General features: G+C 73.8%; 19 protein-coding genes. 12 read left to right on the top strand and 7 right to left on the bottom strand.

Going from position 1 to position 18,806, the window contains the following annotated elements; translation table 11 throughout:
• The first annotated feature begins 130 nt into the window (after positions 1-130).
• A complete protein-coding gene (locus tag GFD30_RS00700; protein ID WP_194201800.1) occupies positions 131-1,222 on the top strand; it encodes a hypothetical protein in 1,092 nt (363 codons plus the stop codon).
• A 106-nt stretch (positions 1,223-1,328) separates the two neighbouring features.
• Here the strand turns inward: GFD30_RS00700 and GFD30_RS00695 are convergent, their stop codons facing one another.
• Both GFD30_RS00695 and GFD30_RS00690 read right to left on the bottom strand, forming a co-directional pair.
• Positions 1,329-2,009: a response regulator transcription factor gene (locus GFD30_RS00695; RefSeq protein ID WP_322632794.1), complete on the bottom strand. Its 681-nt coding sequence runs from the start codon at positions 2,007-2,009 to the stop codon at positions 1,329-1,331.
• Positions 2,006-2,803, bottom strand: coding sequence for a sensor histidine kinase (locus GFD30_RS00690; RefSeq protein ID WP_322632793.1), 798 nt, complete (start codon positions 2,801-2,803; stop codon positions 2,006-2,008). Before GFD30_RS00690 ends, GFD30_RS00695 begins: the two co-directional genes overlap by 4 nt.
• A 138-nt stretch (positions 2,804-2,941) precedes the next feature.
• Here GFD30_RS00690 and GFD30_RS00685 point away from each other — a divergent pair, with 138 nt between their 5' ends.
• Together GFD30_RS00685 and GFD30_RS00680 are read left to right on the top strand one after the other, a co-directional pair.
• Positions 2,942-3,649 carry an ABC transporter ATP-binding protein gene (locus GFD30_RS00685; RefSeq protein WP_153023296.1) on the top strand — a complete coding sequence of 236 codons (708 nt, stop codon included), beginning with the start codon at positions 2,942-2,944 and terminating at the stop codon, positions 3,647-3,649.
• Positions 3,646-5,979, top strand: coding sequence for an ABC transporter permease (locus GFD30_RS00680; RefSeq protein WP_322632792.1), 2,334 nt, complete (start codon positions 3,646-3,648; stop codon positions 5,977-5,979). The genes GFD30_RS00685 and GFD30_RS00680 overlap by 4 nt, the downstream gene beginning before the upstream one ends.
• 27 nt (positions 5,980-6,006) lie before the next feature.
• On the opposite strand, the gene GFD30_RS00675 is transcribed toward GFD30_RS00680, so the two are convergent.
• Entirely contained in the window at positions 6,007-7,239 is a 1,233-nt protein-coding gene (locus GFD30_RS00675; protein WP_322632791.1) for an MFS transporter, read from the bottom strand.
• A 160-nt stretch (positions 7,240-7,399) separates the two neighbouring features.
• Between GFD30_RS00675 and GFD30_RS00670 the strand changes: the two genes are divergently transcribed.
• The 4 genes from GFD30_RS00670 to GFD30_RS00660 all read left to right on the top strand — a co-directional run bounded on the left by GFD30_RS00670 (position 7,400) and on the right by GFD30_RS00660 (position 8,978).
• Complete coding sequence (locus tag GFD30_RS00670; RefSeq protein WP_227995695.1) at positions 7,400-7,813, top strand: MerR family transcriptional regulator; 414 nt, start codon at positions 7,400-7,402, stop codon at positions 7,811-7,813.
• A 214-nt stretch (positions 7,814-8,027) separates the two neighbouring features.
• Entirely contained in the window at positions 8,028-8,159 is a 132-nt protein-coding gene (locus tag GFD30_RS27420; protein WP_265575377.1) for a hypothetical protein, read from the top strand.
• A 57-nt stretch (positions 8,160-8,216) separates the two neighbouring features.
• A complete protein-coding gene (locus tag GFD30_RS00665) occupies positions 8,217-8,663 on the top strand; it encodes a DUF4383 domain-containing protein (RefSeq protein ID WP_153023292.1) in 447 nt (148 codons plus the stop codon).
• 48 nt (positions 8,664-8,711) lie between these two features.
• Positions 8,712-8,978, top strand: coding sequence for a GlsB/YeaQ/YmgE family stress response membrane protein (locus GFD30_RS00660; RefSeq protein ID WP_153023291.1), 267 nt, complete (start codon positions 8,712-8,714; stop codon positions 8,976-8,978).
• Positions 8,979-9,024: 46 nt separating this feature from the next.
• On the opposite strand, the gene GFD30_RS00655 is transcribed toward GFD30_RS00660, so the two are convergent.
• The gene (locus tag GFD30_RS00655) at positions 9,025-9,777 is read right to left on the bottom strand and encodes a methyltransferase domain-containing protein (RefSeq protein WP_153023290.1); all 753 of its coding nucleotides are present in this window, start codon (positions 9,775-9,777) and stop codon (positions 9,025-9,027) included.
• Positions 9,778-9,803: 26 nt separating this feature from the next.
• Here GFD30_RS00655 and GFD30_RS00650 point away from each other — a divergent pair, with 26 nt between their 5' ends.
• The 3 genes from GFD30_RS00650 (at position 9,804) to GFD30_RS00640 (ending at position 13,021) form a co-directional block, all read left to right on the top strand.
• Complete coding sequence (locus GFD30_RS00650; RefSeq protein ID WP_227995694.1) at positions 9,804-10,652, top strand: UbiA family prenyltransferase; 849 nt, start codon at positions 9,804-9,806, stop codon at positions 10,650-10,652.
• 141 nt (positions 10,653-10,793) lie between these two features.
• Positions 10,794-11,984 (top strand): acyl-CoA dehydrogenase family protein, encoded by a 1,191-nt coding sequence (locus GFD30_RS26560; RefSeq protein ID WP_153023289.1) that lies wholly within the window; start codon positions 10,794-10,796, stop codon positions 11,982-11,984.
• Positions 11,981-13,021: a type III polyketide synthase gene (locus GFD30_RS00640; RefSeq protein ID WP_322632789.1), complete on the top strand. Its 1,041-nt coding sequence runs from the start codon at positions 11,981-11,983 to the stop codon at positions 13,019-13,021. Before GFD30_RS26560 ends, GFD30_RS00640 begins: the two co-directional genes overlap by 4 nt.
• Positions 13,022-13,064: 43 nt before the next feature.
• Here the strand turns inward: GFD30_RS00640 and GFD30_RS00635 are convergent, their stop codons facing one another.
• The 3 genes from GFD30_RS00635 to GFD30_RS26110 all read right to left on the bottom strand — a co-directional run bounded on the left by GFD30_RS00635 (position 13,065) and on the right by GFD30_RS26110 (position 15,509).
• Positions 13,065-13,589: a potassium channel family protein gene (locus GFD30_RS00635; RefSeq protein ID WP_153023287.1), complete on the bottom strand. Its 525-nt coding sequence runs from the start codon at positions 13,587-13,589 to the stop codon at positions 13,065-13,067.
• Complete coding sequence (locus GFD30_RS00630) at positions 13,586-14,887, bottom strand: chloride channel protein (protein WP_153023286.1); 1,302 nt, start codon at positions 14,885-14,887, stop codon at positions 13,586-13,588. The genes GFD30_RS00635 and GFD30_RS00630 overlap by 4 nt, the downstream gene beginning before the upstream one ends.
• A 70-nt stretch (positions 14,888-14,957) precedes the next feature.
• Positions 14,958-15,509 (bottom strand): TetR/AcrR family transcriptional regulator, encoded by a 552-nt coding sequence (locus GFD30_RS26110; RefSeq protein ID WP_194201799.1) that lies wholly within the window; start codon positions 15,507-15,509, stop codon positions 14,958-14,960.
• A 160-nt stretch (positions 15,510-15,669) separates the two neighbouring features.
• Between GFD30_RS26110 and GFD30_RS00620 the strand changes: the two genes are divergently transcribed.
• Positions 15,670-17,175 (top strand): MDR family MFS transporter, encoded by a 1,506-nt coding sequence (locus tag GFD30_RS00620; RefSeq protein WP_153023284.1) that lies wholly within the window; start codon positions 15,670-15,672, stop codon positions 17,173-17,175.
• Between the two features lie 197 nt (positions 17,176-17,372).
• Positions 17,373-18,620 (top strand): sulfotransferase family protein, encoded by a 1,248-nt coding sequence (locus GFD30_RS00615; RefSeq protein ID WP_153023283.1) that lies wholly within the window; start codon positions 17,373-17,375, stop codon positions 18,618-18,620.
• Positions 18,621-18,806: the final 186 nt, after the last annotated feature.

The raw sequence follows: 18,806 nt of genomic DNA, 5'->3' as shown, positions 1-18,806 counted from the left end.
TCGACTCTATCCGCATCCGGACGGCCCGGCCCATGCCCAACGGCACAGGCGTAGCGGTTCCGCCGGACGAAATCGCTGCACAACGGCACATGCGCCGGACCTCGCCGAACGTCCACAATTACGCATGACCATGAGCACCTCGGACGCTGAAGCCGAGCACCGCAAGAGAACCGCCACGAACTGGCCACAATGGATCGGATACGTCACGGCCGTGTGGTCCGGCGCCTACGGCCTGCTGGGCCTTTCCTGGGCGCTGGGCGGCGCCGCCTTCCCGTTCGGTGAGGAGAACACGCTCCTCGCCGGCGCCGAGCCGGAGCCGACGGGATGGGCGGCGGCATCGCTGGGCCTGCTCGGAGCCGTGATCGCGGTGGCGATGAGCCGCCCGCGGCCGCGGCGCCGACTGGTCGGCCCGACCGCGTTCGCCTGGACGCTGGCCGCGGGCCTGACGGTCCTGATCCCCGACTCCCGGCCGATGATCGCCCTCATCCGCGCGCCCATGATGCTGATCGGAACGCCACTGGGCCTGGTCCCCGACGACCTCACGGCCGCGGACTACTTCTCCGCGTTCCTGCCCTGGCCGGTCGTCAACCAGCTCGTGCTGATGGCGGGCGGCCTGCTGTGGGCGGGAACCGCCGTCGCCCACCGGCGGCGGCTCGACGACGCGTGCCGGCGCTGCGGGCGATCCGACCGGGAGGCGTCCCGGTGGACCTCGCCGGCGGCCGCCGCTCGATGGGGCCGCTGGGCCGTCGCGGTCGCCGTCGCCGTGCCGGTCGGGTACGCCGCCACGAGGTGGGCGTGGGCGCTCGACATCCCGCTCGGGGTGCCCCAGGAGGGCCTGGACGAGCTGGAGGCCGAAAGCCCGGGCATCTGGTGGGCCGGCGCCCTGCTCGCGACGCTGGCGCTCGGCGGCGCGGTGCTCACGCTGGGCCTGGTCCAGAAGTGGGGCGAAGTGTATCCGCGCTGGATGCCGGGGCTGCGGGGCCGGACGGTGCGCCCGCGCACGGCGATCGTCCCGGCTTCGGTGATCGCCCTCCTGATCACCTCGACCGGGCTCTCCTATGTCCGCCACTACACCCTCGGGGGCGCCGACATCGCCTGGGACTCCTGGGCGATGTACGTCCCGCAGCTGTTCTTCCCCCTGTGGGGCGCCGGGCTCGGCGCGGCCGCCCTCGCGTATCACCTGCGTCGGCGCCGCCGGTGTCCCTCCTGCGGACTCGGTTGAGGGAACCCGGCCGGACAGCCGTCCGAACCGGACGACTTCGGCCCCTTCAGGGGTCGAGCGTCCCGGGCGGCCGCCGTCCGGCCGGGTCCGCTCGCCGCACCGGCGCTCAGTCCTGCGGCCCGCCGCCTCCGGGGACCACCAGGCCCGTCTCGTACGCGACGACCACCGCCTGGGCCCGGTCGCGAAGCCCGAGTTTGGCGAAGATCCGGGCGACGTGGGTCTTGACCGTGGCCTCGCTCAGCGTCAGCCGCTCGGCCAGTTCGCCGTTCGACAGGCCCCGCCCCAGGAGCCCGAGGACTTCCAGCTCCCGCGGCGTCAGCTCCCGCAGGCGGCCGTGGGCCGCGGCCGCGCCCGGCGGCTGCTCGGCCGCGAACCGCTCCACGAGGCGGCGGGTGATCGACGGCGCGAGCAGGGCGTCCCCGGTCCCCACCAGCCGCACCGCGGCGGCCAGGTGCTCGGCCGTGACGTCCTTGAGCAGGAACCCGCTCGCCCCCGCCGCGAGCGCCGCGTACACGTACCGGTCGAGGTCGAAGGTCGTCAGCATGATCACCCGGCACGAGGGCGTGAGCGCGAGGATACGCCGCGCCGCCTCCAGTCCGTCCATATTGGGCATTCGGATGTCGAGGAGCACCACGTCCGGGACGAGCCGGCGCACCGCCGCGACGGCCTCGGCACCGTCCGCGGCCTCGCCCACCACCTCGATGCCCCGCGCCGTCAGGATCATCCGGAAGCCCGCCCGCACCAGCGCCTGGTCGTCGGCGACCAGCACCCGCGGCCCGCCGCTCACGGCCGCCCCAGCGGCAGCCGCGCCCGCACCCGGAAACCGCCGCCGAGCCGCCGCCGCGCGTCGAGGTCGCCGCCGTACACGCCCACGCGCTCCCGCAGCCCCACCAGCCCCCGGCCCGCGCCCGGCCGGTCCGCACGCGGCGGGCGGTCGCCGGTGAGGACGCTCGGCCCGCCGTTGAGCACCTCCACGCGCAGCGAGCGGTCGCTGTAGCGCACCGTCACCTGCGCCTGCGAGCCCTCGGCGTGCTTGAGCGCGTTCGTCAGCGCCTCCTGCACGATCCGGTACGCCGTCACGTCGATCCCCGGCGGCAGCGCCCGCGGCGACCCCGAGATCCGCACCTCCACCGGCAGCCCCGCGAACGCGAACCGGTCGACCAGCGAATCGAGCCGGTCCAGTCCCGGCTGGGGACCCAGCCCGGTCCCGTCGTCCTCGCCGCCCTGCGCCGGTGCGAGCACGCCCAGCAGGTGCCGCAGCTCGGTCAGCGCCGAACGGCCGGCCTCCTCGACCGCGGCCATCGCCTCCGCGGCCGCCTCGGGCATCGCCTGGAGCACCTCGCGCGCGGCCGCGGACTGGACCACCATCAGGCTCACGTTGTGGCTCACGATGTCGTGCAGCTCCCTGGCGATCCGCTCCCGCTCGGCGCCGACGGCCACCCGGGTCGCGTTCGCCCGCTCCCGCTCGAGCAGCCACCGCTGCTCCTCCAGCGCCTTCCGGTGCGCCAGACGGGAACGCAACAGCGCCGCGCCCAGCGCGACCGCGCACGCCGACGCGAGGATCGCTCCGAATGTCCACACCGGTCAAGTCTCGCAGGCCCGCTCCCGGCCGCGCATCGGTCGCGGGGTCCACGCCCGTACATCGCCGGGATGACCCGCCTGCGAACATGCCTCCCGCGACCGATGCGACCGCCCCGCGCCCGGCCGTACGTTGACGGCATGAACGATGCGACCGACCCCCCTCCCGTCCTGGTCGAACTCGACCGGCTCCGCAAGGAGTACGGCGACACCACCGCCCTGGACGACGTCTCCCTCACCATCCGCCGCGGCGAGGCCCTCGCCGTCATGGGGCCCTCCGGCTCCGGCAAGTCCACGATGCTCAACATGATCGCGGGCCTCGACCGACCCACCTCCGGGACGGTCACCGTCGACGGCAAGGAGATCGGCGGTCTCGACGAGACCGGCCGCTCCCTGTTCCGCCGCCGCACCATCAGCATGATCTTCCAGTTCTTCAACCTCCTCGACGACCTCACCGTCCTCGACAACGTGGCCCTGGCCGCCCAGCTCGCCGGCGCCCGCGCCCCGCAGGCCCGCAAGCGCGCCCTCGACCTGCTCGACGAACTCGGCATCGCCGACCGGCGCGACCTGTACCCGGCCACGCTCTCCGGCGGCGAGCGCCAGCGCGCCGCCGTCGCCCGCGCCCTGGTCAACCGCCCGGCCCTGCTCCTGGCCGACGAGCCGACCGGCGCCCTCGACAGCCAGGCGGGGGAGCAGGTCATGGACCTTCTCATCGACCTCAACCAGATCGGCCAGACCCTCCTGATCGTCACCCACGACCCGAACCTGGCCGTCCGCTGCGCCGGCCGCATCGTGGAGTTCGCCGACGGGCGCATCGTCGGCGAGCGCACCCTGGAGCGCGCGTCGTGAGCGCCGTCTGGTCGGTCGTGCGCGCGGCGGTGCGCCGACGCCGCTTCCAGACCCTCGCCATCGCACTCGTCGTCCTGTTCTCGAGCGCGACCGCCGTGGCCGCGCTGGCCCTCCTCGCGGCCTCCTCCGAACCGTTCGACCGGGTCTTCGCCGAGCAGCGCAGCGCCCACGTGACCGTCACCTTCGACGCCGCGCTGGCCTCCGACGCCGACGTGGCCGCGACCGCCGGCCTCGAGGGCGTCTCGGCCGCGGCCGGACCCTTCGGGCAGATCGCCACCGTCCTCGAGCTGCCGGGCGAGCACGGCGTCCAGCTCCCGGTCACGATCGCGGGCCGGGACGATCCGGGCGGGCCGGTCGACCGCGTCGACCTGCGCGAGGGCCGCTGGGCGGAGGCCCCTGGCGAGATCGTGCTGAGCAGCGCGTTCGCCGACCAGGGCAGCTCGGCGTCGCCGTTCCAGGTCGGCACCGATCTCACCGCCTCGGACGGCACCGGCTTCACCGTAGTGGGCTTCGCCTCCAGCTTCGGCCGGACCGCCGGCGCCTGGGTCACCGCCGACCAGATGGCCGCCATGGGCCCCACCGCGACCCAGATGCTGTACCGCCTCACCGAGCACGAGACCGACGCCGACATCGACGAGGCCCTGGCCGCGATCACCGCCGCCGTGCCCGCCGACGCGTTCACCGGCGCCCAGTCCTACCTCGCCCTCAAAGAGGACGTCTCCGCGGAGCTCGGCATCTTCCTGGTGCTGCTCACCGTGTTCGGGATCCTGGGGCTCGCCGTGGCGGTCCTCATCGTCGCCAACGTGGTCGGCGGCGCGGTGGTCTCGGGGCTGCGCCACATCGGCATCCTCAAGGCCCTCGGCTTCACGCCGCGCCAAGTGGTGCTGGTGTACCTGGCGATGGTGTCGCTCCCGGCGCTCGCCGGCGCCGCGATCGGCACCGTGCTCGGGCACCTGCTGGCGACGGGCGTCATGGCCGACACGTTCCGCGACGCCGGGCTCGGGTCCCCTACGGTCAGCCCGTGGGCTGACGCCGCCGCGTTCGCGGGGATGCCGCTGCTGGTGGTCCTGGCCGCGCTGGCGCCCGCGCTGCGCGCCCACCGGCTCTCGGCAGCCGAGGCGATCAGCGCGGGCGGCGCGCCCCGCAGCGGGCGCGGCCTGCGCGTGCAGCGGCGGCTCAGCGGGACGCCGCTGCCGCGCTCGGTGAGCCTGGGTCTGGGGCTGCCGTTCGCGCGGCCCGGCCGCACCGCGCTGACGGCCGCGGCCGTGGTGCTCGGGGTGACGACCGCGACCTTCACGGCCGGCCTGGCCGCGTTCGCGACCGAGGTCGACGCCATGATCCAGCGGCACGAGGCCGCCGAGGTCGAGGTGCTGGGCGGCCCGGGCGGTCCCGCCGCAGAATCGGGGACCGCCCTGGGCGACCGGGAGACCGAGGCGCTGCTGGCGGGCATGGAGGACGTGTCGAATGTGACGGCGAACCTGCGGATGCCGGTGTCGGCGCTCGGCTTCGCGAAGACGCCGACGCTGTGGTTCATCCGCGGCGACTCCTCTGACATGGGGTTCGACGAGCAGCTCGTGGACGGCCGCTGGCTCGGCGCACCCGGCGAGGCCGTGGTCTCCTCGAAGCTCGTCCACCAGAACGGCGTGGAGCCCGGGGACGAGATCACCCTCGAACTCGACGGCCGCACCGCGACCGTGTCGGTCGTCGGCGTCGTCATGGGCAGCGGCACCGGCACCGTCTACACCGACTGGGGCATCCTGACCGGCCTGGCTCCGGACGTCGAGGGCCTGGGGCAGCCGATCGTCTACGAGGTCGCGCTCGAGTCCGGGACCGACCCGGCCGCGTTCCTGGCCGCCGTCGAGGACGAGGGCCTGTTCGGGCAGACCACGCGGCAGTCGGACGCGACCGGCATCGCCGTGGTCGCCCTCGCCACGGCCTTCGCGCTGATGCTGGGCGCGGTCGCGGCCCTCGGGGTCTTCAACACCGTCGCCCTCGACGCCCGCGAGCGCCGCCGCGACCTGGCGATGCTCAAGTCGATCGGGATGACCCCGCGGCAGGTCGAGGCGATGATGGTGACGTCGATGGCGGCCCTCGGCGTGATCGGCGGCCTCGCCGGCATCGGCCTCGGGGTGCTCGCGCACCGGCAGGTCATGCGCCTGGCCGCGGCGGCCTCGCAGATCGACATGCCGGACTCGCTGCTGCGGACCTGGAACGCGCCGCTGCTCGTGCTCCTGGCGCTCGCGGGGCTCGCGATCGCGGTCGCCGGGGCCTACCTGCCGGCGCGCCGGGCCGCCCGCCTGACCATCGCCGAAGCGCTGCGCAGCGAATGATCGCGGCGCCGGGTTCCGGCGCCGCCGTCACGCGCGGTCCCCGCCGTCCTCGGCGGGGACCTTCGGCTTGCGGGCGGCGGGGGAGCAGATGAGGGCGACCGCGACCAGGACGAGGACCACGAGGAACGCCTTGCGCAGGCCGACGCTGTCGCCGAGGAGGCCGATGAGCGGCGGGCCGACGAGGAACGCCAGGTAGCCGATGGTGGCGACGGCGGCGACGTTCGCGGTGGCCTTGCGCGGGTCGTCGGCGGCGGCGGACATGCCGACGGGGAAGCCGAGCGAGGCGCCCAAGCCCCACAGGACCGATCCGGCGATCGCGATCGGCGCGGTCGGGCCGATGATCACCAGCAGGAGCCCGGCGAACGCCAGGAACGCCGACCCGGCCAGGACCGGGACGCGCCCGAACCGGTCGAGCGCGGCTCCGCCGAACATCCGCCCGGCGGTCATGGCGGTGACGAACACGGCGAAGACCGCGGCCCCGCCGGGGTTGGTCAGGCCGTAGCCGTCGACCATCGCCAGACCGAGCCAGTCGTTCGCGGTGCCCTCGGTGAAGGCCATGCCGAGGATGATGAGGCCGATGAGGAGGATCCGCGGGTCCGTCCAGGCGGACAGTCGGGTGCGCCAGCCGGCGGCCGTCCCCGGCTCGTGCGGCTCCTCGGCGGGCTGGAGGTACCGGACCACCCAGAGGTCGACGGCGATGACCAGGGCGCCGGTGACGCCGAGGTGGGCCGCGACGGGGATGCCGAGCTGCTCGGTCAGGGCGCCGCAGCCGGCGCCGAGCATGGTGCCGACGCTGAACCCGGCGTGGAACATCGGCATCAGGGTCTTGCCGATGCGCCGCTCGTTGGCCGCGCCGGCGACGTTCATCGCCACGTCGAGGACCGAGTTGCCCGCGCCCGAGACCATGAGGGCGGCGAACAGGAGCCAGAAGTTCGGGACGAAACCGGCGATGAGCCCGGCACCGATGAGCCCGACGGCCGCGGTCGCCAGGAACCAGCGGATCGCCCGGTTGACGCCCAGGTGCGTGATCACGTGGCTGGAGGCGACGAGCCCGAGGATCGCGCCCCCCGAGAGCCCGAGGATGAGGACCCCCATCTCCTGCGTCGAGGCCCCGAGGATGTCGCGGATGTTCGGCACCCGCGCCGCCCAGTTGGCGAACACGAACCCCGACAGCGCGAAGATCGTGAACACGGCGTTGCGCCAGCGCGTCAGGACGGGGTCGGTGCCGGGCGAGCGCTCGCGCACGGAGGATTCGGTCACGTCGGTCCAATCGAATGTTTCGGGCGTACGGGTGCCCGAGCGGGGCCGGGCACCGGACCAGCTTGCATCCGATCGGCCCGTTCGACAAACCATTTCGACAGGTGGAAGCCGGTTGACCGCTAAATATCACGGCGGGCGGGACCGGGCTAGGATGTCGCCCATGGACGTCCAGGGACTCTCGATCGGCGAGGTCGCCGAGGCCACCGGCCTGAGCGTGCACGCGCTCCGCTTCTTCGAGCGCGAGGGCCTGTTCCTGCGGGAGATCCCGCGCTCGGCCGCCGGGCGCCGGGTCTTCGACGAGACCGACGTCGACTGGATCGCGCTGCTCAACCGCCTGCGCGACTCGGGCATGCCGATCGCGACCATCCGCGAGTTCGCGGGCCTGGTGGCCGCCGGGCCCGGGAACGAGGCCGAGCGCCTCAAGGTCCTCCAGCGCCACGAGGCCGACGTGCGCGCCAAGATCGCCGAGCTCGACGCCTGCCTCCAGGTCGTCCACGCCAAGGTCGTGATCTACGAGGCCCGCGTCAACGCCGGTACGGCCGAAGGGGTCTGGTCCCCGCCGCGGTCCGGCTGACCGGGCGCCCCTCCGGCGGCGCCGCCCCTAATCCGACCTCCACTGAGCTCTGTCCGGATGCGGCGATCGCTGCCGTGCACCCGAGGGCTCGAACCCGGACCCCGGCATCGACAAGCCCCGGGACGTCGGCTTCACCTTGAACCAGGACACGGTGCCGTCGCGCATTCTTCTGGGCGCACCCGGGTACCCGGGTGCACCGAGGGGAGGAAAGCGCATGATGACCTGGATTCTGAGGAACATCGGAATCGCGATCGGCATGGCGCTCGTGCGGTACGTGCTGCGCGTCGCCAAACGCCGCCGCGCCCAGCGCTTGAACCGGGCCGCATCAAGCGGTCCGCCAGTGTGAAACCGGCTTCAGCGGGTACACACCAGACACCTCAGCCCATCGAAAAGGGAGGCAGAGATGTCACATGCACACGCGGGGGCGACGCCACGGGGACGTGCGCCGGTGCAGAAAGCGACGATGTTCGTCGCCCTGGTGTTCGTACTGGTGGGCCTGCTCGGGTTCGTCCCGGGGATCACCACCGACTACGACTCCATGACATTCGCCGGCCACCACTCGTCGGCCGAGCTCTTCGGCATCTTCGAGGTGTCGGTGCTCCACAACCTCGTCCACCTGCTGTTCGGGGTCGTCGGCTTCCTGATGGCCCGGTCCGTGAGCGGATCGGTCACCTATCTCATCGTCGGCGGCGCGATCTACTTCGTGCTGTGGCTGTACGGGCTGCTCATCGACCTCGACTCGAGCGCGAACTTCGTGCCGGTCAACGACGCCGACAACTGGCTCCACCTGATCCTGGCCGTCGGCATGATCGGCCTCGGAGCCGCGTTCGCCCGGAGCGCCCGGCGCTGACGCACCGCCACCTGCCATTCCCAACGCAACGAACCTGGAGGTTCCAACATGATCGGTTTCATCGTCGCCGGACTCATCATCGGCGCGCTGGCGCGCCTGATCAAGCCCGGTAAGCAGTCGCTCGGCATCCTCGCCACCCTGCTCCTCGGACTCGTCGGATCAGTGATCGGCGGGACCATCGCGAACCTGCTCGGCACCGGCGACATCTGGGAGCTGAACGTCCTCGGCTTCGTGGTCGCGGTGATCGCATCGGTGCTGCTCATCGGTGTCGCCGAGGCCATCGCCTCGCGGAGCCACCGCAGCACGGCCCACTAGCGGGCCGCTCGACGTCGCCGAGGCCGCGCCCTTCGAGGGCGCGGCCTCAGCCGCGCCTGCGGCCCCGCGCCTGGAACAGGACGGCCGTCGTCGCCACCGGCACCATCCGCACCGTCGCCCGGCGCTTGAGCGCCCACAGCGCCGCATCCACCATGGACGGACGGATGCCCTTGAGCTCCAGGGCCACTCCGTGCCGGGCGCACTCCTCCACGAGCACGCCGCGGTCCACCAGCAGCGCCGGGTCGTGGACGCCGCGCATCGCGATCCGCGGAACGCGTTCGGCCACCGTGATCGCCAGGAACCGGCACAGCGCCGTGGCCGCCAGCGTGTCGACCACCAGCAGGCCGCCCGGACGCAGCAGCCGGCACGCCTCCGCGACCGCGCGCGGCAGGTCCGGCACGTGCTCCAGGATCTCCCCGGCCACCACCACGTCCGCGCACCCGTCCGCCAGCGGCACCGCGAGCACGTCCCCGCGCACCGCCAGGACCCCGTGCAACCGGGCCCGCCGCAGCGACTCGAGCGACAGGTCCACCCCGATGTGCGTGTAGCCCTTGCCCTCCAGGTGCGGCGCCAGCAGCCCCGCCCCGCAGCCGAGGTCCACCAGCACCGCGCCGGGCCGCTCCGCGTCCGGGACCATCGCGCCGCGGGCCGCGGCCAGCCAGTGCAGCACCGCGAACACGCCCCGCGGCCGCCACCACTCGCCGGCGAGCCGGTCGTACAGGGCAGGATCGTTCGGAATGACACCGCGCGTCGCAGCGGCACTGCCGTCCGGGGCGGGTCTTCGGCTCTGGCGTCGCATACGGCCAGAGTGGCACACTGAGGCCCATGCTGACCCTCGCAAGGCCGGCCGCGGCGATGTGCAGGTCGCTCATCCAAGCGTCCCATCCGCTTCCGGCCCTCGCCGTCACCCTCGTCACCGCCGGCCTCGCCGTCTCCACCGGCCGCTCGATTCCCGGGATCGTCGCCGTCGCCGCCGCCGTCCTCATGGGACAGCTCTCGGTCGGCTGGCTCAACGACCTCGTCGACGCCCCCCGCGACGCCCAGGCCGAACGGGCCGGAAAGCCCATCGCCTCGGGGGAACTCCACCCCGCCGTCGTCAGCGCCGCCGTCGCCGTCAGCGCCCCCGCCGCCGTCCTCCTCACCCTCGCCACCGGCGTCCCCGCCACCCTCGCGCACCTCGCCGCCCTCATCTCCGCCTGGGCCTACGACCTGGGCGTCAAGTCCACGCCCTTCTCCGTGCTGCCCTTCGCCTTCTCCTTCGGACTCCTCCCCGCGATCGTCTCCCTCGGCGAACCCGGCTCCCCGTGGCCGCCGCTGTGGCTGACGGCGGCCGCGGCCGCACTCGGCTCCGGCGCCCACTTCGTGAACGTGCTCCCCGACCTCGACGCGGACGCCGCCACCGGCGTCCGCGGCCTCCCGCACCGCCTCGGCGCCGCACCCACCCGCTTCCTCGCCGCGGCCCTCGTGCTCACCGCCTCCGCACTGCTCGCGTTCGGCCCGCCCGGTCCGCCTTCGCCGCTGGTCCTCGCCGCCGTCCCGTTCGCCGCGGCCGTCCTCGCCGCCGGCCTCGCCCTCGGGCGCCGCCCCGGCTCGCGGGCGGCGTTCCACGCCGTGCTGCTCGTGGCCCTTGTCGACGTCGCCCTGCTCCTCCATACTGGGGTGCCCGCCGGCTGAGGGCCGCCCTGCGAACCAGTGCGTCCCAGGCCGACCGGGCCGCTCCAACCGGTTTCGGCATCCCGCCGCCGGGGCACAGCGGTCGGACGGCCGGCGCGCCCCGCGCGCGGCCGCGTCCGCCGACCCGAGGAGTGAGCGCCCATGCCAGCACCGACCGAGTCCAGAGGCGGCGAAGCCCTCGCGCTGGCGCGCGAACTGGCGCCGCGGTTCGCCGATCGCGCTGCGGAGCATGACGAACGGGGCCGGTTCCCCGAAGCCGACTTCGCGGAGCTGCGCGAGGCCGGACTGACCGGGCTCATGGTCCCCGCCCGCCTGGGCGGGTTCGGCGCCTCCTTCGCCGAGTACGCGGCCGTCGCGGCGGCCCTGGCGCGCGGCGCGGGCTCGACGGCCCTCATCTTCAACATGCACGCCTCGGTGACCGGGGCGCTCGCCCAGACCCCCGAGCACCTGGTGCGCGCGCTCGGCGCACCCGAGAGCTTCTTCGCCGCCAGGGACAAGGCCCTCGAAGCTGCCGCCGGCGGCGCGCTCTACGGGGTCGCCATGAGCGAGCGCGGCGGCGGCTCCCGGCTCTCGCGGACCACGACCTCCTACCGCCGCTCAGGGGACGGCTTCCGCATCACCGGCGCCAAGGCGTTCGTGTCCGGCTCGGGCCACGTGGACGCCTACCTGGTGACCGCCCGCGACGCCGACTCCGAGGAGCCGCTGGTCTCGCACTTCCTCGTCCCCGCCGGGGACGGCATCCGCGTCGAGGAGACCTGGGACTCGCTCGGCATGCGCGCCACCGGCAGCCACGACGTCCACTTCGACGTCGAGGTCGGCCCCGAAGCGCTCCTCGGCGGCGTCGAAGGGCTCGCGCTGCTGCTCGCCGAGGCGATGCCGCAATGGCTCGTGGCCTCCTACGCCGCGGTCTACACCGGGGTCGCGCACGCGGCCGTCGACGCCGCCGCCGACCACGTCAGGGGCCGCGGCCTCGACGCCCTCGCGCCGGTCCGGGCCCGGATCGGCCGCGCCGAGGCCGCCGTCGCCGCGGCCGAACTCGTGGTCGCCGAAGCCGCGCGGCGCATCGACGCCGACCCCGGCGACGACACGACCAACCGGTGGGTGTGGCGCGCCAAGCTCATCGCCGGCGACACCGCGTTCCAGGTCGCCTCCTCGCTCCTCGAAGCGGCCGGGACCTCGGCCTCGCGGCGCGGCCACCCGCTCGAACGGCTCTACCGGGACGCCCGCTGCGGCGCCCTTCAACCGGCCACATCGGACGTCTGCGCCGACTGGCTCGGCGCGGCCGCCCTCGGCGGCGACCCCGACCGCGACACGGCGGTCCCGCGGTGGTGAGCGCCCGCGTCGCCGGGATCGGCACCGCCCTGCCGCCGCAGTACGAGCAGCAGCGGCTGTGGGACGACGTCTTCCGCAACCACTTCGGCGGCAGCCGCATCGCCGGGCGCATGTTCGACACCGCCGGGGTCGAGCGCCGGCACTCCTCGACTCCGCCGTACGAACTCGCCGTCGCCGCCGAGTGGTCCACAGAGGAGCGGATGCGCCGGTACGCCGAGCGCGCCCCCGCCCTCGGCCTGCGCGCCGTCCGCCAGGCCCTCGCCGCCGCCGGCACCGCGCCCGACGAGATCGGGCTCCTCGCCGTCGCCACCTGCACCGGCTACGGGACCCCGGGCACCGACATCGACCTCGCCGAGGCGCTCCCGCTGCGCGCCGACGCCCGGCGGCTCCTGGTGGGCCACATGGGATGCCACGCCGCGATCCCGGCCCTCGGCGCGGTCGCCGACTACGTCGCCGGCCACCGGCGTCCCGCGGTCCTCCTCTGCGTCGAACTCACCTCGCTCCACGTCCAGCCCGGCACCCGCGACATCGACCAGGCCGTGGTGCACGCGCTGTTTAGCGACGCCGCCGCAGCGGTCGTGCTCCGTCCCGACGCCGAGCGCCCGCGCCTGCGCGTGGTCGACGTCGCCGCCCGCACCGACACCGCCCGCCGCGGCCACATGACCTGGCGCGTCACCGATCTCGGCTTCCGCATGGGCCTGTCGCCGGAGGTCCCCGACGCGCTCGCCGAGCACGTCGGCCCCCTGGTGAAGGACCTGCTCGCCCGGCACGGCCTCGACCGCTCCGAAGTGGCCGCCTGGGCGGTGCACCCCGGCGGTCCCCGCGTCCTCGACGCCGTCGCCGAGGGCCTCGACCTCGGCCCCACCGCACTCGATCCGTCCCGGCGGGTCCTGGCCGACCACGGCAACTGCTCCTCCGCGACCGTGCTCCTGGTCCTCGACGAGATCCTCCGCACCGGCCCGCCCGACGGCCCGATCGTCATGCTCGCCTTCGGCCCCGGCCTGACGCTGTACGCGGCGCTGCTCGACGGGCCTTGAACGCTCGGCGGACCCGCGGTCATCGCGACGACCCCGGGCGCGGCTACCGGCCCGGCTGACCGCCGCCGCGGCCGCGTCCCGGGAGGCGGGCGCGCAAGGTGAGCTTGCGGGCGACCAGCGACGCCGAGCCGGTGATCGCGGTGATGTTGAACGCCATCTGGACGCACAGGACCGCCCGAGCGACCTGGCCTTGCGCGTGCACGTCGCCGAAGCCGACGGTCAGCAGCGTGCTCATCGCGAAGTACAGGCCGTCGACGCGGGTCTCCAGGCCCGTGAACTCGCCGGGCCGGTGCACGGCGAGGGCGAAGTCGACGAGCGCGAACAGCAGGACCCCGGCGACGATGCCGACGATGAGCGCGCCCAGCGGCGCGCGCGGGTCGCGCAGCTGCCGCACCGCCTGCCAGCGGATGGCGACCGCGAGCACCACCAGCATGGCGGCCGTGGCGACCCAGCGGACGACCAGCGACACCGCGCCGGCATCGCGGATCGGCACGACCGCGTACGCGACGGCGAGCGCGGCGCAGGCGATCGCGTACCTCGCCGGCGCGGGCATCCTCGGCCGGTTCATGCCGCCGCCTCCGCGGTCCGCGGCCGTTCGAGGACCTGCCCGGTCGCGAACGCGACCACGACCGCGATGAGCACGACCGGCGCCATCGGCGCCGCGTCGGCGCCCAGCAGCAGCGTCACGAGCACCGCCGCCGAGACCGGCAGGGGCAGGATCGCGGCGGTCGCCGCGGCCATTCCGACCGCCAGCGCGGGGACGCTCCCGAACCCGGGCAGGGCGCCGAGCAGCACGCCGGCGGCGGCGCCGAGGAACAGGCCGGGGAAGATCGGCCCGCCGCGCAGCGCCGCCAGCGACATCGCGTACGCGACGCCCTTGCACGCGATCAGTGCGATGAGCGCGCCCGCGCCGAATCCGGCCGGGTCGGTGCTGAGCCGCGCGAGCGAGTCCTGCCCGGAGAGGACGACTTCGACGGGGGATCGGCCCGTCGCCAGCGCGTACGCGCCGGCGCACACCGCGGTGACGAGGCCCGCGGCGACGGCGAGGGCTGTCGGGCGGCGCTCGGCGAGTGGGACGAGCCGGTGCCCGAGCGCATGGATCTGCTTGACGCCCAAGGCGATCGCGGCGGCCGCGGGGACGGTCCACAGCAGGTCGGCCAGGTGCAGGGCCGCGGGTTCGAGCCCGGGGAGGTGCAGCGACGACACCGGCAGCCCCGTCCAGTCGCCGAGGCCGGTGAACACGAGCGCGCCCACGCCCGCCGACAGCAGGCACGGCAGGACCACGCGGGTCGGCTTCGCTCCCGAGGAGGCGACGGCCTCGAGGACGAACACGGCCGCGATGAGGGGGCCGCCGAAGACCACCGCGATGGCCGCGGCCGAGCCGGCGACGCCGAGGACGGCCGCTTCGGGCGTCCCGTGCCGGGGACCCCGGCGCCGCGCCAGCAGCAGCGCGGTCGCGCCGCCGACGGCCAGGAGCGGCGCCTCGGGGCCGAGCACGGCGCCGAGCGGCAGGCCGCCGAGTGCCGCGAGCAGCACACCGGGCAGGTAGGAGGGCGGCGCCGGTTCGACCGACAGGCCCTCGAGCGGCCGGTGTCCGCCGCCGCCCGGCAGCCGCGCGGCGGCCGCGCCCACGATGATCCCGGCGGCCAGCAGCCACGGCGCCGGCCACCACCACGGCAGCGGGTCGAGGCCCAGGTCGGCGGGCAGGTCCTCCCACACGAACGCGGTCATCCAGTGCAGCAGGGCCAGGAACGCGAACGCCGCCACGGACACCGGGACGCCGACGAGGCCGGCGAGCAGGAGCAGGCGCGCGTACCCGCCTGCCGGCGCCGTCTTCCCGGCCGCCGGTCCCGTCCGCTCGCCCATGCCGCGCCCCTCCCGTCACCGTGGATCTTCCACCGCGCGGGGGCCCGGCACCGGGCATTCGGCGCAAACGTCAGCGCGCGGCGACCGGCCTGAGCGCCGCCATGGTCCGGTCCAGGCACGGGCCGAACGCCTCAGGGTCCTCGATCGTCGGGAACGCCGAGGCGTGCAGGCACGCGAAGGCCCCGCCGACCATGGCGCGCAGCACTACCGCGTCGGCGCCGTCGCCGGCCCGTTCCATGAGCGCCTCGGTCAGCACCCGCTGGAGGCGCTCGAGCCGGCACAGGTACGAGGCGAGCAGGCGCGGGCTGCCGTCGATAATTCGCTGGATCGCGGCGTCGTGGCTGCGCAATACTGGGTCGCCGAAGCGCTCCACCACCGGGTCGAACGCGCGCCGCAGGGAGTCCCACTCGGGCTCGCCGGGCGGGCGCGACGCCAGCCGCGCCGCGAGGTCCTCTCCCAGCCGCTCCAGGCTGTCGAGCACGACCTCGTCCTTCGAGGAGAAGTACCTGAAGAAGCTCCGCTGCGACATGCCGACCGCCGCGGCGATCTCGTCGACGGTCGTCTCCTCGAATCCCTTGGCCACGAACAGCGACTCGGCGGTCCGTGCAATGCGCGACTGCACGGCCCGACGTGACACTTCTCGCAGACTCCCACCGGCGGCCATGCACCGGATGGTAGCAACTGCAATGATTGACAGCCACTGACACTTCCGGTGCGTCCGCGTCGTCACCGCAGCGCGGACCCGACCGCACCGGCAAGGCCACCACACCTGAAGGAACCCCATGAGCGTTGACCAGCGACCGGCCGACACACCCGAAGCGGCCGGACCCCCTGAGACGGTCGAACCCGCCGCGGAGACGGGCGTCCCGGCCCAGATCAAACTCGTGCTCGGCGTGCTGCTGGTGGCGGCGTTCGTGATGATCCTCAACGAGACCATCATGGGCGTCGCACTCCCGGAGCTGATGGAGCAGTTCACGCTGACCGCCTCCACCGTCCAGTGGCTCACCACCGCCTTCATGCTCACCATGGCGGTCGTGATCCCCATGACCGGGCTCATCCTCCAGCGCTTCACCACCCGGACCGTGTTCATCGCCGCGATGACCCTGTTCACCGCCGGCACGGTCCTCGCCGCGGCGGCCCCGGTGTTCGGCGTCCTCGTCGCCGCGCGCGTGATCCAGGCCAGCGGCACCGCCGTGATGCTGCCGCTGCTCATGACCACCGTGATGACCTTCGTCCCCGCCGACCGGCGCGGGCGCACCATCGGCTTCATCACCATCGTCATCGCCGTCGCGCCGGCGATCGGCCCCACCTTCTCCGGGTTCATCCTCGAGAACCTGCCCTGGCAGTGGATGTTCCTGTCGGTGCTGCCCATCGCCGTCCTCGGCCTGGTCCTGGGCGCCTTCAAGATCCAGAACCTCGGCGAGCCCCGCCCGGTCAAGTTCGACCTGCTCTCCGCGCTGCTGTCCGCGGTCGCCTTCGGCGGCCTCATCTACGGCCTCAGCTCCCTCGGCGAAGCCGCCGCCGGGCACGAGCCGTTCGTCGAACCGTGGATGGCGATCACCGCGGGGGCGGTCTCCCTGGCGCTGTTCGTGTACCGCCAGCTCCTGCTCCAGCGCACCGACTCGGCCCTGATGGACCTGCGGGTGTTCCTCAGCCGCACGTTCACCGTCGGCATCGTCATGCTGCTGGTCTCGATGGCGGCCCTGTTCGGGTCGCTCATCCTGCTGCCGATGTACCTGCAGGACGTCCTGGAGCTCTCGACGTTCCAGACCGGCCTGGTGGTCCTCCCCGGCGGACTCGCGATGGGCCTGACCGGCCCGACGATCGGCCGCCTCTACGACCGGTTCGGTCCGCGCCCGCTGGTGATCCCCGGCTCGTTCGGGCTCCTCGGCGCGCTCGGGGGGCTGACCCTGCTGAGCGAGTCGAGCCCGGTCTGGTTCGTCGTCGTCATCCACGTCGTCATGAGCCTGAGCCTGAGCCTGCTCATGACGCCGCTCATGACCTCGTCGCTCGGGTCGCTGAAGATGGACCTGTACTCGCACGGCAGCGCCGTCCTCTCCACCCTCCAGCAGTTCGCCGGCGCCGTGGGCACCGCCGTGTTCATCACGCTGATGACCACCGGCGCGACCGCGAGCCTGGAGACCGGCGCCGACGCGGTCACCGCGACCGCCGACGGCATCCACACCGCGTTCCTGTGGGGCACCGGCATGGCCGTCATCGCCGTGGCCGCGGCGTTCTTCGTCCGCAAGCCCGCTACCGAAGGCGCGGCACCGGCCCTCGCGCACTGATCGAGCGATCGAGAACCGGGCCCGGCCGCACAGCGGCCGGGCCCGGTTCCCCTTGCGCTCCAGGGCCTCCGAGCGGGGGTCCCGAGCGGGCGGCGTATCGTGTGGCGCACCGAGAAAGCGGATGATCCGTCACCGTTCGTGTCAGATCGGCCGGACGGCGCGTCCCTCCCGTCGGCCACCTCGTAAGGAGACCTCTCTTGCAGCGCACCACACCGATGCTGGGCGTCCTCAACGTCCTCATGGAAGGCCGGCGCCGGTCCGAGTCGGGCGGCACCCGCAACGTCGACGCGCTCTTCGACAAGATGACCGCCAAAGCCCGCAAGGAGACCGACACCACCGGCCTCGTCCTGTCCGAGGCGGACGCCGAGATCATGGAGAGCCTGCGGTTCCTCCTCCACTGCTGGGCCGCGACGCCGGCCCTGTCCGGGGTGGGCTGGCGCTCGGCCAAGGACATGGTCGCCGCCCGGATCGCGAACCTCCTCACCGTCCGCCGCCTCCAGGCGCAGCACCCGCAGGTCCGCGACGAGGTGATCGAGCGCCCGATCTTCGTCCTCGGCCTGCCGCGAACGGCGACCACGCTGACGCAGCACATCATCGCCGGCTCGGACGCCGCACGGGCCCCGTACCTGTGGGAGATGTACTACCTCGGGCTCGAACCCACCCCCGAGGAGCGCGAGCGCCGCATCCGCCAGACCCAGAAGCGCCTGGACATGACGCTGCTGCTGTCGAAGTCGTGGACCACCATCCACCCCACGAACGCCGAATGGCCCGAAGAGGACTACTGGCTGAAGTTCCACGCCACCTTCCACACCACGGTCGCCCCGCTCCCGGGCTACCTCGACTGGTACCGCCAGTCGTACGACCGCGACACCGACTTCCGGTTCGTGCGCGACGCGCTCCAGGTCCTCCAGGCCGGGCGGCCGCACCGCCGGTGGGTCCTCAAGCACCCCGGGAACATCTTCAACCTCGACTCGATCCTGCGGGTGTTCCCCGACGCGCAGATCGTCCTGACCCACCGCGACCCGAACACGGTCATGTCCTCGCTGTGCTCGATGGTGGAGAGCCTCTACAGCATCCACCTCAAGCGCGGCGCGGTCGACCCCAAGGAGATCGGGCGGTTCTGGCTGCGCGAACTCGCCGACGGCATGGAGGAGTGCCGCAGGGTCCGGGCCGCCTCGGGCCGGCCGGGCCGGTTCATCGACGTCAAGTACCACCGCCTGACCGGGTCGCCCCACACCGCCGTGCCCGACCTGTTCCGGCAGCTCGACCTGCCGTGGGGCCCCGACGACGAGGCGCGCCTCGAGGAGCACCTGACCCGCACCGGCCAGGGCGGCGGCCGCGACGGCGTGCGCCGACACGAGCACTCCCTGCTCGGCTACGGCCTCGACCCCTCCGAAGTGGACGATGCGTTCGGCAGCGACTACATGCGCATCGCCACCGGCTGAGCCCGTCGCAGACCCGGCCCCGCGCGGCACCGGACGCGCTCCGCGCCGACGCGCTCGGCTTCCCGTGGCCGACCTGAGCACCACGCGGTGCGACCGCCGGACGACCGGCGGTCGCACCGCAAACCAATCGACCCGACCACGGTCACCGTTCTAGACTCACGCCCGGACACCGGCCCCCGACGACGG

Source organism: Glycomyces albidus, assembly GCF_009451885.1.
Lineage (GTDB): Bacteria > Actinomycetota > Actinomycetes > Mycobacteriales > Micromonosporaceae > Glycomyces > Glycomyces albidus.
Note: the sequence above shows the minus strand (reverse complement) of the source record. Positions and strands in the feature narration are given on the sequence as shown.

Bases quoted from the DNA above. Each gene is read 5' to 3' on its own strand.
- GFD30_RS00700 (WP_194201800.1), top strand. From the start codon at position 131: ATGAGCACCTCGGACGCTGAAGCCGAGCACCGCAAGAGAACCGCCACG.
- GFD30_RS00670 (WP_227995695.1), top strand. From the start codon at position 7,400: ATGGACGTCCAGGGACTCTCGATCGGCGAGGTCGCCGAGGCCACCGGC.
- GFD30_RS00620 (WP_153023284.1), top strand. From the start codon at position 15,670: ATGAGCGTTGACCAGCGACCGGCCGACACACCCGAAGCGGCCGGACCC.
- GFD30_RS00635 (WP_153023287.1), bottom strand. From the start codon at position 13,589: ATGAACCGGCCGAGGATGCCCGCGCCGGCGAGGTACGCGATCGCCTGC.
- GFD30_RS00665 (WP_153023292.1), top strand. From the start codon at position 8,217: ATGTCACATGCACACGCGGGGGCGACGCCACGGGGACGTGCGCCGGTG.
- GFD30_RS00685 (WP_153023296.1), top strand. From the start codon at position 2,942: ATGAACGATGCGACCGACCCCCCTCCCGTCCTGGTCGAACTCGACCGG.
- GFD30_RS27420 (WP_265575377.1), top strand. From the start codon at position 8,028: ATGATGACCTGGATTCTGAGGAACATCGGAATCGCGATCGGCATGGCG.
- GFD30_RS00660 (WP_153023291.1), top strand. From the start codon at position 8,712: ATGATCGGTTTCATCGTCGCCGGACTCATCATCGGCGCGCTGGCGCGC.
- GFD30_RS00630 (WP_153023286.1), bottom strand. From the start codon at position 14,887: ATGGGCGAGCGGACGGGACCGGCGGCCGGGAAGACGGCGCCGGCAGGC.
- GFD30_RS00655 (WP_153023290.1), bottom strand. From the start codon at position 9,777: ATGCGACGCCAGAGCCGAAGACCCGCCCCGGACGGCAGTGCCGCTGCG.
- GFD30_RS26560 (WP_153023289.1), top strand. From the start codon at position 10,794: ATGCCAGCACCGACCGAGTCCAGAGGCGGCGAAGCCCTCGCGCTGGCG.
- GFD30_RS00650 (WP_227995694.1), top strand. From the start codon at position 9,804: ATGCTGACCCTCGCAAGGCCGGCCGCGGCGATGTGCAGGTCGCTCATC.